A 13444-nucleotide genomic window follows, 5' to 3' on the forward strand; every position below is an offset into this window, starting at 1 on the left:
TTTTGGCCCCCACGCCACCTTGGGCGTTACTGTCTTATCAAAAAGGAAAAGCGCAGGGTCAAGCGCCAAACCGGGCTGCACGCCCAACATGGCCCCCGACCATGCCAGTGGGCCTAACTTGGGGTGGGTTGCACGTCCAGCACCAGCCGGGCCTGCGCGGCATCCTGCGCAATCTGGGTTTTAAGGGCATCCAGCCCGTCAAAGCGTTTTTCCTCACGCAGCAGGGCATGGAGCGAAACCGAGAGTTCCTGCCCGTACAGGTCGCCCTCAAAGTCAAACAGATGGGCTTCCAGCCTGCTTTCCTGCCCGTCATTTATGGTCGGGCGGCGGCCAATGTTGGCCACGCCATAGTGCGTTCTGCCATCTGGCAGGCGGATTGTGACCGCATACACACCCCGCGCGGGTTCAAGGTGGCGGCCAAGCGGAATGTTGGCGGTGGGGAAGCCCAGCAACCTGCCGCGCTTGTCCCCGTGCTGGACAACACCGCGAATACACCACAGCCGCCCAAGCTCTCTGGCAGCTTCCTCCGGATAGCCATCCTGCAACAGACGGCGGATACGGGAGGAGGACAGAGGCCCACCCTGATCAGCCAGCGCCTGCACGGCAGTAAAGCCCATACCGAGCTGATGGGTCCGTTCCGCCAGAAACGCCACATTACCCCCCCGGCGGTGCCCGAAGGCAAAGTCCGGACCGCAGCCAACATGGTGCAGGCGCAGGGCATTATGCAGCACATCTTGCACAAACTGCTCAGCACTCAGTTCGGAAAAGGTCTTGTCAAACCCGATCTGGAACACATGGCGCACGCCCAGTGCGCGCAGCGCGGCCAGCCGCTCGGTGCTCAGGGTCAGGCGGAATGGCGGGTCCTGCGGCCGGAAGAGCTCGCGCGGATGCGGCTCAAAGGTGACAACGGCAGGCGGCAGGTCCGGCCGGGCAGCAAAAACGGACCGGAGCAGATGGGCATGCCCAAGATGCACACCATCAAAATTACCCAGTGCCGCAGCGCAGCCATAGGCTTCTGCGGGAATGTTCCGCCAGTTGGTGTGCAGGCTGATTGTCATCGACCCATTACGCTCCTTGTGGCAGACCAAACAGGCTGGCGGCCTGCTGCAGGGAGGCCGCAACACGGTGGCGGACACCGGGTACCGTTTTATCCTCGGGGCGGGCAATCTGGCAGACCTGCAACCCGGCCTGTTCGGCGGCTTCCAGCTCGGCCACCACATCGGACAGGAACAGCACATCCGCCGGAGCCCAGCCAGCCTTGCGCACAATGGCGCTGTAGCTGGCACTTTCCCTTTTGCCACCCATTTCCAGGTCAAAGAACGCGCTGAACAGGGGCGTTACGTCCCCCTGCTCCGTGTAGCCGTAAATCAGCTTCTGCGCGGCCTGAGAGCCGGAGGAATACACGGCCAGCGTCAGCCCTGCCGCTTTCCATGCCTTTAGGGTCGGCACAACATCGGGGTAGAGGTCGGCCACCAGTTCGCCCTCACGGTAGCCCTGTTCCCAGCATAGCCCCTGCAGGCTTTTAAGGGGGGCTACCTTGGCATCCGTATCCATCCAGCGTTCAAGCTGTTCTGCGGCTGGCACACCGGGGGCCAGTTCCGCCGTCTGGGCCAGTGCCTGCGCCACCACGGGGTTATCGTGCTGGGCAAGCAGCGCAGGCAGGTGTTTGCGCGCATAGGGGAAGAGAACTTTGTGCACAAAAGCCACCGGCAGAGTGGTGCCTTCAATATCCAGCAGCACCACGCGCGGCGTGGTCAAGCCCGTATTCTGAATCATGATCCTGAACTCTTGCTAGCTGGAAAAGGAGGGAAACTGGCGGGCAATATCCGCCCCCGTGTACTGGGCCACCCAGCCTTCCTTATGGGTAAAGATGCGCAGGGTCACCATATCGGGCTGCGGGCCTGCATCAAACCAGTGCTTATACCCTTCCGGCACGGAAATCAGGTCTCCCTGCGTGCATTCCACGTCATACACCCGGTCCTTGATGTGCATGATGAAGTGGCCACCCCCATGCACAAAAAACCGTACCTCGTCCTCACTATGCGTATGTTCGGACAGGAACTTGCTGCGCAGGGCTTCCTTGTTGGGGGTCTGGGCGTTTACGCGCAGCACGTCGGCCGAGCCTGCCCCGGTTTCGCCCATCAGCCTATCCAGCCAGGGGCGGTAGGTTGCCAGCACGGTGGCTTCATCCGCATCCTTTGCCGGGGGCTGCACGGCATCCCACCGTTCAAAACGGATGCCAAACGGAGCAAGGGCTGTGGCGATTTCTGCTGCATCGTGGGTCTGCAACAGGGGCACGCCGGGGCGGGTGTCCTCAAACACACTCAGGCTGCTCATATCCCCAGCTTCCTTCTTTCCAGAACACAAGCGAGCAGGAACTCCAGCCCTTCCAGCCGGGCAAGGGCTGCGGCCATGGTCTTGCCCCACACATACACACCATGGCCACGGATAATGTAGCCTGCGGGCATGTCGGCAAAAAACGGTTCTACCTCACGCGCCAGACGGGCAATATCCTGATCATTGGCAAAAAGCGGTATGCGCACTGCCGCATCATGCGTGTTCTGCCCCTCAAACACTTTCTGAACCTCGTACCCTTCCACAACAAGGGCAGGGGAAGGCTCGATCATGGACAGAACGGTGGACGCAACGGAATGACCGTGCAGCACGGCCCCCACCTCGGGCAGCAGGCGGTAAACCTGGCAGTGCAGAAGTGTTTCCGCACTCGGTTTGTTATCCGGCTGGTGGGGCTGGCCAGCCAGATCCACGGTAATTACGTCATTCTGGGTTAAAAAACCCTTGTGGCAACCAGAGCGTGTAATGGCGATGCGCCCGTCGGGCAGCCTGCAACTGATGTTGCCTGCCGTAGCGGGCACCCAGCCGCGCGCATCCAGCCGCTGCCCCGCATGCACAATATCCTGCGCGCCGCGGACAAAATCCGTGGTGGCGTTATCCGTCATGATACTGCTGGCCTTCCTCGGCGTTGGTTAGTGCTGGGTGGTCTTGTCTGCTGGGGCGGCGGTGCGCTCGGCAGCAGCGGCAGGGGGAGGCGCAATATGGCCGGAGCCCGCACGTGGTGGGGCGTCATCCATCGGTTCGTCATCAGCCATGTGTTTCTTGAAGGATTTTATGCCCTTGGCCATATCCCCCATGATGGTGCTGATCTTGCCGCCACCACCAAACAACACCAGCACGACCACCAGAACAATAAGCCAGTGCCAGATGCTCAAGCTGCCCATTCCACTCTTCCTTAACCTGATGGCGCGCATGTGCGGCCAGTCTGCTTGCCGTAATCGGCCTTGTACATGAGGGCGAACACGCCGTGATGCAAGTTTTTCCTTTTTAACCCCGCGCAAACGCCCTGTTCAGCTATTTCCGGGGGCATACGGTTCTATAAATCCGTAGGTTGGGTAAACCGTCTTGCCATAGGCATGTGTGGGGGACCACCACACGCGCACGCGCGTCCAGTCATTACGGGGGGATACGTCCTGTACCGGGGCGTGGCGTGTGACCTCACCCGGCTCCCAGTTTGCGTGGTCCACCAGCACCAGACGGTTGCTCCGCACCTCTCTGACCACCGAAACATGGCCCGAAGGCAGCCTGTGCGTGGAGCGGAACACAAGCACATCCCCCGCTCTGGGGCGGGAGGCCCGTGCGTACTGCCCCCGCGCCTGCCACCACCAGGTTGCGGCATCTCCACGCAGGTTGATGTCCGAATGTTCCCGCGCATAGGGCGCACACTGCACGGAGCCATGCCAGTTACCGCCCCCCGCACAGGCCGCCAATAACGGCAGCAGGGCAAGGCATGACCAACCCGCCCTCACGACTCGGCCCTCAGGCGGTCCATCCACTCCTCCGCTTCCTCGTGCTGCATTTCCAGCACACGCTGGGCCACATCGCGCGCAAAACCTGCCCGGGCGAGCACACCCAGCGCCCTGTTCCGCCGGGCCATGCCTGTGGCTTCGTCCTCATCTTCCGTGGCGGGTTCGGTGGCAAAGGGGCCAAGCCTGCGCTTGCGCGCCAGCACCAGTGCGGCACAGAGCTCCTGCTCGGCTGCACTCAGGGTGCCTACAGCCATATCCAGTGCTTCATCGCGCACCTGTGGTGCCACACCTTTTGCAGCCAGATGCGCCTGCACCGCACGGGCCGAACGCCCCGAGCGCACAAGCCTGCGCACGCGTGAGCGGGCAAACACCGCATCATCCACCGCGCCAAGGCGCACCATATCCTCCACCACCGCGCTCACAACGGGGTGCAGCCCGGCAGCGTGTTCTGCCACGCTCTCCGCACAGTCCCCTGCCCTCTGGGCTTTTTGTGCCCAGCGGGCAACACGGCGCAGCAGAACCTGCTCCAGCCCCTGCCGGGTCGTGCCAAACCGGGCCAGATGCGCCAAGGCGGCCTCCCGCAGAGTAGAGCGCTGCGGAGGTGGGCAGGTAAAGGAAGGAGGCACGGTATTGTCCATTACGGAAGATAGTATGCCCATGTCGCACCTTTGCGCCACTACGCGCTCGCGCTTAAATTGCCATGCTGCATATTTGACATGCAAAGTATTCAATACAGAAGTTTGACACCCGCAACATGAACACGGCATTATGGCGCCATGCGCAACGGGCCGCCCGCTCCACCCTTGTACGGTAGCGGGCGTTTTTTGTTTTGCGCTGTTCCAGATTCCCTCATTCAGGTTTGATAACCACCAACGTAAAGACCAGATTCCATGATTCCTCCCCTGATGCCGACCTATAAGCGTGCCGACCTCGCCTTTGAGCGGGGCGAAGGCTCCTGGCTGTACGCATCTGACGGGCGACGATTCCTGGACTTTGCGGCGGGCATTGCCACCTGCTCCATTGGTCACGCGCACCCGCATCTGGTGGAAACCATAAGCCAGCAGGCCGGGCGGGTTATGCATGTGTCCAACCTGTTCCGCATTCCCCAGGCGGAAAAACTGGCCGAACGGCTTGTGGCCAACACGTTTGCCGATAGCGTGTTCTTCTGCAATTCCGGCGCGGAAGCCAACGAAGGCATGGTCAAGATGGCCCGCCGCGCCCAGATGCTGGCAGGCCACCCCGAGCGGACCCAGATCATCTGCATGGATGGTGCATTCCATGGCCGGACACTGGCCATGCTCTCCGCCACCGGCAACCCGAAATATCTGGAAGGGTTTGGCACGCCGGTCACTGACTTTGTGCATGTACCCTTTAATGACCTTGAAGCCGTAAAGGCCGCCATTACCCCGCGCACCGCAGCGGTTATGCTGGAGCCCATTCAGGGAGAAAGCGGCATCAAGCGCGCCAGCGTGGAATATCTGCGTGCCCTGCGCGCCCTGTGCGACCAGACAGGCGTGCTGCTTGCCCTTGATGAGGTGCAAAGTGGTGTTGGCCGTACAGGCCGCCTGTTTGCCCACCAATGGGCCGGTATTACGCCCGATGTCATGAGCACGGCCAAGGGGCTTGGCGGGGGTTTTCCCATCGGGGCCATTCTGGCGACCGAGACTGTGGCCAAAGCCATGACCGCAGGCACGCACGGCACCACCTTTGGCGGCAACCCGCTGGCCTGTGCTGCCGCCAACGCGGTGCTGGACGTGCTGCTCGCCCCCGGCTTTATGGATCAGGTCTGTGCCCGTGCCGCCCTGCTGGACGAACTGCTGGACAGTCTGGTGGCCGATGCGCCCGACGTGTTTGAACAGCGCCGTGGGCTTGGGCTGCTGATTGGCCTGCGCTGCGTACCCGCAGTGGGCGACGTACAGACCGCCGCCCAGAATGCTGGGCTCCTGTGCGTCACGGCGGGGGACAACGTCCTGCGTCTTGTGCCGCCCCTGACCGTAACGGAAGAAGACTGCCGCAAGGCCGTAGCCATGCTGGTGCAGGCCGTAACAACGCTGCGCACCCACCCTGATAACAAAAACAAGACAGTTCTGGAGACAACCCCATGAGTGCGGCTCTTTCCACCTCCTCCATTACGCCGGTGCAGACGGGGCTCCGCCACTTTCTCGACCTCAAGGATCTGGACGGGGCAACCCTGCGCCAGATTCTGGACGTTGCCAGCAGTATGAAGCGGATGCAGCAGAACCGCCGCTTCCCGCTCCACCCCCGCCAGCCTCTGGCGGGGCGGCAGCTTGGGCTTATTCTCTCCAAGCCTTCCACCCGTACCCGCGTTTCCTTTGAAGTGGGCATGCGCCAGCTTGGGGGAGATGCCGTTGTGCTCAGCCCGCAGGACATGCAGATCGGGCGGGGGGAAACACTGGCCGATACAGCCCGTGTGCTCTCCCGCTTTGTGGATGCCATTGTGCTGCGAACGGGTAACACCACCAACCTGCACGAACTGGCACGCTGGAGCACAAGCCCGGTCATTAACGGGCTGACCCCGGACTCCCACCCCGTGCAGATTCTGGCCGACATCATGACGTTTGAGGAACATCGCGGCCCCGTGCGTGGCCGCACGTTTGCCTGGACGGGTGACGGCAACAACGTTCTGGTCTCCCTGATCGAAGGGGCCGTGCGCTTTGGCTTCAAGCTTCGGGCGGCAACTCCTGCCAAAATGAAGCCCCCGCAGGCTGTGCTGGACTGGGCCCGGCAGGAAGGCGGCGATGTGGAATGGATGGAAGACCCCCGCGCTGCGGTGGAAAAGGCCGACTGCATTGTAACGGACACGTGGGTCAGCATGTCCGACTCGCACGAGGAGGCCGCTTCCCGCATGGCACGGCTTGAACCCTACCGCGTGGATGCAAAATTGATGGCACAGGCCGCCCCCGATGCCCTGTTCATGCACTGCCTGCCTGCCCATATTGGGGAGGAAGTGACGCAGGACGTGTTTGAAGGCCCGCATTCCGTTGTGTTTGACGAGGCCGAAAACCGCCTGCACGCCCAGAAGGGCATTCTGGCATGGACAATGGGGGGGGCTAACTGGACCTCCTTTGGCAAGGAATAAGCAGATGTGCGATGCGGAAAAACCCGTAACACCCACAACAACGGAAGAAACACCCTCCGTTCCCGGCTGGGTTGAACCGGCGCTGGACACCATTCTGGCTACCCTTCCCTTTGCTGCGGACAAGCTGGCCCCTTTGCGCGCGTCGTATCTGGACTGTCTGGCCGGGTGTGGGCGCGCGGGAGATCTGGATATGGAACACGACGCATGCCGCAAGGGCTTCCTGCGCGCGTTGGTTGACACGCTGGGCCTAGCCCCCGATGCGACCCGCACGCTTGAACAGCAGCTTGAAAAACTCGAACTGGATATTTCCGCTCAGGTCTGAGCCGCCCCTATGCTCCCTGCCGCAGGCCCCACCCTGCGGCAGGGAGAGGCAGGACCTTGATGTTTATGTTGGCAGGATAGAACGTTTTTATGGAAAAACCGGCTTTTCTCGACCGTGACCGCCCCGATGTGCCCGGTCTGGTGGTTCCGGGCGGTGTAACGCCCTTCTATCTGGCAGGTCGCCCGGTCCGTGGGCGACTGATCCGCCTTGGCGTGCTGGCCGATGCCATGCTGACCCGCCATGACAACCCCGATCAGGTTACCGCCCTTGCAGGCAAGGCGCTGGCTCTGGTGGCGGCACTGGCCTCCGCCCTTAAGTTTCAGGGCTCATTCTCCCTCCAGATCAAGGGCGATGGCCCGGTTTCCATGCTGGTGGCAGACTGCACGCATGATGGCGCCCTGCGCTTTTATGCCCGTTCGGATGAAGACGCACTGAACGCCCTGCTGGCCCAGAACCCCACCCCCACGGACAGGGAACTGCTGGGGAATGGCTACCTTGCCCTGACTGTTGACCAGGGGGCGGACATGGAGCGCCACCAGGGTATTGTGGAAATTGCGGGCGATGACCTGTCCGCCATGGCCACCCATTATTTTGCCACCAGCGAGCAGCATGCCTGCTGGATCATGCTGGCGTGCAAAATGACCGATGCGGGCTGGCGCTCTGGCGCACTCGTGCTCGAACGCATTGCAGGGGAAGGTGGCACGGCCGAAGCCGAACTGACCACGCCTGACGGCACAACCCACGACGACACCGCGTGGGAGACAGCGACCATTCTGGCAACCACGCTCAGCGTGGGTGAACTGCTCGATGATACCCTGCCCGGCCCCCAGCTTTTACACCGCCTGTTCCATGAGGAAGATCTGCGTGTCAGCCAATCCCGCGCTCTGGCATTTGGCTGCCGCTGCTCGCGCGCAAGACTGGTGGAGGTGCTCCAGCACTTCCCCGAAGATGATCTGGACCACATGTGCGTGAACAATGACACCATCGTTATGACCTGTGAGTTCTGTAACAAGGATTTTCATTTCCCACGCAGGGACATCGCCTCCGCCACAAGCTGAGCGCCTTGTTTGTAACGCATGGTTGACGCAGCCCCACACCGGGAGCCTGCGTTGGATTATTTCAGTCGGCTGTTCAAGAGGTTGTGCATGATGCCGTTCCCCCGTATGCGCCTTTCCCATCTGGTTGCCGCTTTTGTGCTGCCAGCAGCACTTGCCGGGTGCGCGGACCAGCCCCAGCCAACCCGGTTTGCGCCGCTGAGCTATGAGTATCTGGGCCAGATTCACCTGAATGTGGCCACGCTGGATGTGGTGGACAATTCCGTAGCCAACCCGGAACCGGGGGATATTGGTTACAAATCCCCCTCCCCGCCCGACCACACGCTACGGCAGATGGCGGCAGACCGGCTGATCGCAACAGGCAATGCGGCAGCGGCCAGCACCGCCCATTTTGTTATTGACCGTGCGTTTATCCTGCACCAGCCCGGCGGCACGCTGGACGGGCAGATGGATATTCATCTGGATATCCTCAACCCCGAAGGCAGGCGCGTGGCGACTGCCTCCGCACAGGCAACCCAGACCCTCCACCCCGATCCTTCGCAGGATGTGGAAAGCCCGGCCAATCTGTACGAAATTACAAAAGACATGATGCAGACCATCAATGTCGAATTTGAGTACCAGATCCGCCATTCCCTGAACAAATGGCTAGTGGATGCGGGGGGCACCCCCATGAACAATGCCATCCAGACCCAGCCCCTGACAGGCGCACCGGATGCAACAGCCCCGGTACCTTCCGCTGCCGCGGCATCCACCCCTGCGACGGACACAATGTCTGACACCAAAAGGCTGACCGAGCTGCCATCTGCGGGAACAACCCCTGCAAATGTTAGTGTAGACTCTGCCAGCACGGACACCGCCTCCAGCGCAGCCCAATCCAGCACGCCAGCACCCGCACAGGCACAGGCACAGGCACAGGCACAGGCACAGGCGGCACCGCAGGAGAGTGAACCCAGCGCCATCTTCCCCGCCGGGATGGATGACACCCCTGCTCCGGCCAAAACCCTTTCCCCCAAAGCGGGTTTTTTAACCCTGCCCGCCAACAAAAAAACACGCTAACTCCGGCTCCACCGGCATCTGGCCTACCCCCATACACCACAGAGGTCATGGGGGATGTGAGCAACCGTGCAGCCAGCCCGCCAGAACAGCATAAAAGGCGGCACGATGCCCCAGACCCTTTTTCCCGACCCTGATGACATTGCAAACGGACTGCCGGTTAAGGAGATTCTCCCCCAGCTGCGCGCGGTTCTGGCGGCAGAGCCCACAGCCGAGCACCCTGCCAGCGCCATTGTGGTGGCACCTCCGGGGGCAGGCAAAACCACGTCCATTCCCCCTGTGCTGGCAGCCAGCGCGTGGCGGGGCGAGAGCGGGCGGATTATCATGCTTGAACCCCGTAGGCTGGCCGCCCGCGCCGCCGCCCAGCGCATTGCCAGCCTGATGGGGGAAGAGGCAGGCGGGTTTGTGGGCTACCGCACCCGCATAGACAGCGCCGTTTCTGCCCGCACCCGTATTGAGGTGCTGACCGAAGGACTGTTCCTGCGTCGCCTGCTGGGGGACCCCATGCTGGAGGATGTCGCCTGCGTTATTCTGGACGAGGTGCATGAACGTTCCCTGGAGGCGGATCTCGCCCTTGCGTTCTGTCTGGACCTGCAACGTACCCTGCGGCCCGACCTGCGGCTTGTTGCCATGTCCGCCACCGCCGAAACCGAACGGCTGGCCAGCCTGATGAACGCCCCCGTGCTGACCAGCGAGGGCCGCATGTTCGCGCTGGAAGTCCACCATGCCAAAAAGGACATTCCCACCCTGCGTGACATAGCCCCCGCCACGGCTGCGGGCATACGGCAGGCACTGGCGGAAACCACGGGGGATATTCTGGCCTTTTTGCCCGGCACGGGAGAAATCCGGCGCACGGCCCAGTTGCTGGACGGCATCAGTGCGACTGTCCTGCCCCTGCATGGGGAGTTGCACCCTGCGGAACAGGCCCGTGTGCTACGCCCGGCCGATAACGGGGAGCGCCGCGTTATTCTGGCCACATCCATTGCGGAAACATCGCTGACCGTACCGGGTGTGCGTGTGGTGGTGGATTGCGGTTACCGCCGCGCGCCACGGTTTGATGCCGGGGCCGGGCTTTCCCGCCTGGATACACTGCGTATTTCCCGCGCGGCAGCACGCCAGCGGGCCGGCCGCGCAGGGCGCGAGGCACCGGGCACGGCCTATTGCCTATGGAGCGCCAGCACACAGCGCGCCATGCCCCAGCATGACCGCCCCGAAATTCTGGAAGCTGATCTGGCAGATTATGTTCTGGCCACAGCGCTGTGGGCTGATACGGTTGGAACAAGTGAGCCATTACCACTACCCGACCAGCCCCCGGGCAGCGCGGTTGCCGCCGCGCGGGAGCTGCTGGAACAGTTGGGAGCGCTGGATCAGGCGGGGCATATTACCCCACTTGGCAAACGCATGGCCCAGCTTGGTACACACCCCCGCCTTGCCGCCATGCTTTTAGCAGCACGCACAGGGGAGGAGGCCGCCATGGCAGCCGACCTTGCCGCCCTGCTTGAAGAGCGCGACCCCCTGCGCCCACGCCACGCAGCCCACGGCAAGCCCCCCATAACACCCCCTGCCGATATCGGGTTAAGGCTGGACCTGATTGCAGGCGAAGACCACCCTGATGCAGACCGCGCCGCCCTGAGCCGCATACGGCTGGCGGCAAAGCGGTTCCGCTCCCGGCTGAATGTTCCCCAGCACCTGCCTGCGCAGGGCAACCCCGCCGCCCTGCTGGCAGCAGGCTTCCCTGACCGGATAGCCCTATGCCGGGGCGAACCGGGCAGCTACCGACTGGCCAATGGCAGCAATGCGCGCCTCCGGCGTGATGATGGGCTAAGCCCCCACCGCCTGCTGGCCGTGGCCGGGCTACACCTGCGCACCGCCGCCGAAATACGGCTGGCAGCACCGCTGGACCTGAACGACCTGCCCCCCACCCTGCTGGCCCGTACGCAGGAGCAGGTTGAAACCACGCTCGACCCCGTATCTGGCAATATTCTGGCCCGCAGGCGCACACGCATTGGCTGCCTTGTGCTCAAGGACAGAACCGAAAAAGTTAAGCCGGAGGAAGCCGCAGCCCTTCTGCTGGTCCATGTGCGCGACAACCTGGAAAACGCCCTGAACTGGACAGAGACCGTAAAGCAGTTGCAGGCCCGTGTTGCTCTGGCCCGGAGCGTGCACACCACGCCAGAATCCGCTGGCAGCACGCAGGAGGAAGAACCAGCCTGGCCCGATTTTTCCTCCCCGGCTCTGGCGCAGACTGTGGCGGACTGGCTGGCCCCTTATATGGAAGGCCGCAACTCCGTTGCGGCCATGAAGGAACTGGATGTGCACACCCTGCTGCGCAACCTGCTGACATACACCCAGTACCAGTGGCTGGAGCGGGAACTGCCAACCCACCTCCCCTTCCCCGGTGGACGGGCAGAGGTGGATTACACCCAGCCCGTACCCGTGGCCTCGGCCCGTGCGCAGGTTTTTTATGGCACGGAACAAACGCCTCTACTGGCAGGCGGGCGGGTACCCCTGCGGCTGGCTCTTCTTTCCCCCGCCGGGCGGCCACAGGCCATTACGGCGGACATTGGCGGGTTCTGGCAAGGGGGATGGGCGGATATGCGCAGGGATATGCGCGGCCGCTACCCCCGCCACGACTGGCCCGAAAACCCGGCCCTTGTCCCGGCAAAACCGCGCACGCGCCCAAGCTAGGGCAAAGCTGCCCCAACCACATGGGGGCATCGCCTACAGGCACCAGCTCCAGAGCCCTGCAAACTTGTGCGACATATGCCCCCAACCCAGCCCCAATATGGCAGGGCCGTAACCGCAGGGGCCGGCATTGCACCCGCCTCTGCGCCCCCGCGATGTGAAAAAGAACAGGAAAAAAGGGTTCGGGTCAGCAGCATGGTTGCGCAACTGCGCCAAACATGGCCTAAAGTTCATATGCTTGGCTCCATGGCACCGCACCTTATGAACAGACTGTTGCAAGGCCTGCCCTGTGTGGCCGTGGCTTATCTGTGCTGCACACCGCTCCTGAGCACCGGAGAAGCCCGCGCTGGCACGCTGCCTTCCTTTGCGCCTGCCACACCCCTTGTAACCTCTGGCCCGGTCAGCTTTGCCCCGCTTGTGCGCAAGGTTGTGCCTGCCGTGGTCAATATTGCCGTCACGCGGGATGATTTTGCCGCAGACAGCCACCACAAGCTCCCCTCCTCCGTTAAAGGCACACCATTGGAGCGGCGTTACCGCGAACGCATGCGCCACCATGGGGATGAACTGCTGGAGGCCGGGTCCGGCTTTTTGATCGACCCCAGCGGTTTTATTGTAACCAACGGCCATGTGGTGGAAGATGCGGACACCATTACCGTCTCGCTCGTCAGCGGTAAGGAGTTTACGGCAACGCTGGTGGGCATGGACCCGCTGACAGATATTGCCGTTATCAAAATTACCAGCCCCGAGGCCCTGCCCTATGTGGAATGGGGGGATAGCCGACAGGTACAGGTAGGGGACTGGATTATGGCGGCGGGTAACCCGTTTGGTCTGGGTTCTTCCGTAACCGCTGGCATAGTCTCCGCCCGTGGGCGCGATATAGGAAGCAGCCCGTTTGATGACTTTTTGCAGCTTGATGCGCCCATAAACCCCGGCAACTCCGGTGGCCCGACCTTTAACCTTGCCGGGCAGGTTGTAGCACTCAACACCGCCATTGTTTCCCCCACCGGGGGGTCTGTGGGGCTCGGGTTTTCCATTCCGTCCGAAATTGTCATTCCCATTGTGGAAACCCTGCGCCAGACCGGGCACATAGACCGTGGCTGGCTGGGTGCAACGCTGGATGATGTTCTGACCCACAATGGCGCCAAGGTTACCGAGGTGGACCGCAACAGCCCCGCAGCGCATGGCGGGCTCCGCAAAGGCGATGTTATTACCATGCTCAACGGGGAGCATGTGGATACCGCCCGCGCCATGATCCGTGCCATCGCTGCCGCCAAACCGGGGAGCGAGGCGGCCTTGGCCATCATGCGCAACGCCCACCCGCAAACGCTGACCATCCATGTCGGCCTGCGCCCTTTGTCAGAGGATGGCGGGTTCCATTAAACCCGCCGTCTGGCCGTGTAACGCAAAA

14 protein-coding genes are annotated in these 13444 nt (G+C 62.4%); 7 read left to right on the forward strand and 7 right to left on the reverse strand.

The features are described from left to right. Positions 1-113 precede the first annotated feature (113 nt). The 7 genes from ACSYTG_RS09150 to ACSYTG_RS09180 all read right to left on the reverse strand — a co-directional run bounded on the left by ACSYTG_RS09150 (position 114) and on the right by ACSYTG_RS09180 (position 4480). Positions 114-1058: a bifunctional riboflavin kinase/FAD synthetase gene (locus tag ACSYTG_RS09150; protein WP_354858151.1), complete on the reverse strand. Its 945-nt coding sequence runs from the start codon at positions 1056-1058 to the stop codon at positions 114-116. 7 nt (positions 1059-1065) lie between these two features. After that, positions 1066-1776: an acireductone synthase gene (mtnC, locus tag ACSYTG_RS09155; protein ID WP_408870946.1), complete on the reverse strand. Its 711-nt coding sequence runs from the start codon at positions 1774-1776 to the stop codon at positions 1066-1068. 15 nt (positions 1777-1791) lie between these two features. Next, a complete protein-coding gene (locus tag ACSYTG_RS09160) occupies positions 1792-2337 on the reverse strand; it encodes a 1,2-dihydroxy-3-keto-5-methylthiopentene dioxygenase (RefSeq protein ID WP_489782952.1) in 546 nt (181 codons plus the stop codon). After that, positions 2334-2957: a methylthioribulose 1-phosphate dehydratase gene (locus ACSYTG_RS09165; protein WP_489782953.1), complete on the reverse strand. Its 624-nt coding sequence runs from the start codon at positions 2955-2957 to the stop codon at positions 2334-2336. The genes ACSYTG_RS09160 and ACSYTG_RS09165 overlap by 4 nt, the downstream gene beginning before the upstream one ends. Before the next feature lie 27 nt (positions 2958-2984). After that, positions 2985-3236: a twin-arginine translocase TatA/TatE family subunit gene (locus tag ACSYTG_RS09170; protein ID WP_086645262.1), complete on the reverse strand. Its 252-nt coding sequence runs from the start codon at positions 3234-3236 to the stop codon at positions 2985-2987. Between the two features lie 126 nt (positions 3237-3362). Further along, on the reverse strand, positions 3363-3821 hold the full coding sequence (locus ACSYTG_RS09175; protein ID WP_165925112.1) for a CHAP domain-containing protein: 459 nt from the start codon (positions 3819-3821) through the stop codon (positions 3363-3365). Continuing rightward, a complete protein-coding gene (locus ACSYTG_RS09180) occupies positions 3818-4480 on the reverse strand; it encodes a regulatory protein RecX (RefSeq protein ID WP_489782954.1) in 663 nt (220 codons plus the stop codon). The genes ACSYTG_RS09175 and ACSYTG_RS09180 overlap by 4 nt, the downstream gene beginning before the upstream one ends. A gap of 231 nt (positions 4481-4711) precedes the next feature. Between ACSYTG_RS09180 and ACSYTG_RS09185 the strand changes: the two genes are divergently transcribed. The 7 genes from ACSYTG_RS09185 to ACSYTG_RS09215 all read left to right on the forward strand — a co-directional run bounded on the left by ACSYTG_RS09185 (position 4712) and on the right by ACSYTG_RS09215 (position 13416). After that, the gene (locus ACSYTG_RS09185; protein WP_086645259.1) at positions 4712-5926 is read left to right on the forward strand and encodes an aspartate aminotransferase family protein; all 1215 of its coding nucleotides are present in this window, start codon (positions 4712-4714) and stop codon (positions 5924-5926) included. Next, positions 5923-6921 carry an ornithine carbamoyltransferase gene (gene argF / locus ACSYTG_RS09190; RefSeq protein ID WP_086645258.1) on the forward strand — a complete coding sequence of 333 codons (999 nt, stop codon included), beginning with the start codon at positions 5923-5925 and terminating at the stop codon, positions 6919-6921. Before ACSYTG_RS09185 ends, argF begins: the two co-directional genes overlap by 4 nt. Before the next feature lie 4 nt (positions 6922-6925). Next, entirely contained in the window at positions 6926-7243 is a 318-nt protein-coding gene (locus tag ACSYTG_RS09195) for a hypothetical protein (protein ID WP_086645257.1), read from the forward strand. Positions 7244-7332: 89 nt separating this feature from the next. Further along, positions 7333-8301, forward strand: coding sequence for an Hsp33 family molecular chaperone HslO (gene hslO / locus ACSYTG_RS09200; RefSeq protein WP_086645256.1), 969 nt, complete (start codon positions 7333-7335; stop codon positions 8299-8301). 87 nt (positions 8302-8388) lie between these two features. Further along, on the forward strand, positions 8389-9354 hold the full coding sequence (locus tag ACSYTG_RS09205) for a hypothetical protein (protein WP_489782955.1): 966 nt from the start codon (positions 8389-8391) through the stop codon (positions 9352-9354). Between the two features lie 105 nt (positions 9355-9459). Further along, positions 9460-12039 carry an ATP-dependent helicase HrpB gene (gene hrpB, locus ACSYTG_RS09210; protein ID WP_489782956.1) on the forward strand — a complete coding sequence of 860 codons (2580 nt, stop codon included), beginning with the start codon at positions 9460-9462 and terminating at the stop codon, positions 12037-12039. Between the two features lie 258 nt (positions 12040-12297). Then, entirely contained in the window at positions 12298-13416 is a 1119-nt protein-coding gene (locus ACSYTG_RS09215) for a S1C family serine protease (protein WP_086645383.1), read from the forward strand. Positions 13417-13444 lie beyond the last annotated feature (28 nt).

The sequence above is a fragment of the Acetobacter sp. ESL1128 genome (assembly GCF_058505085.1).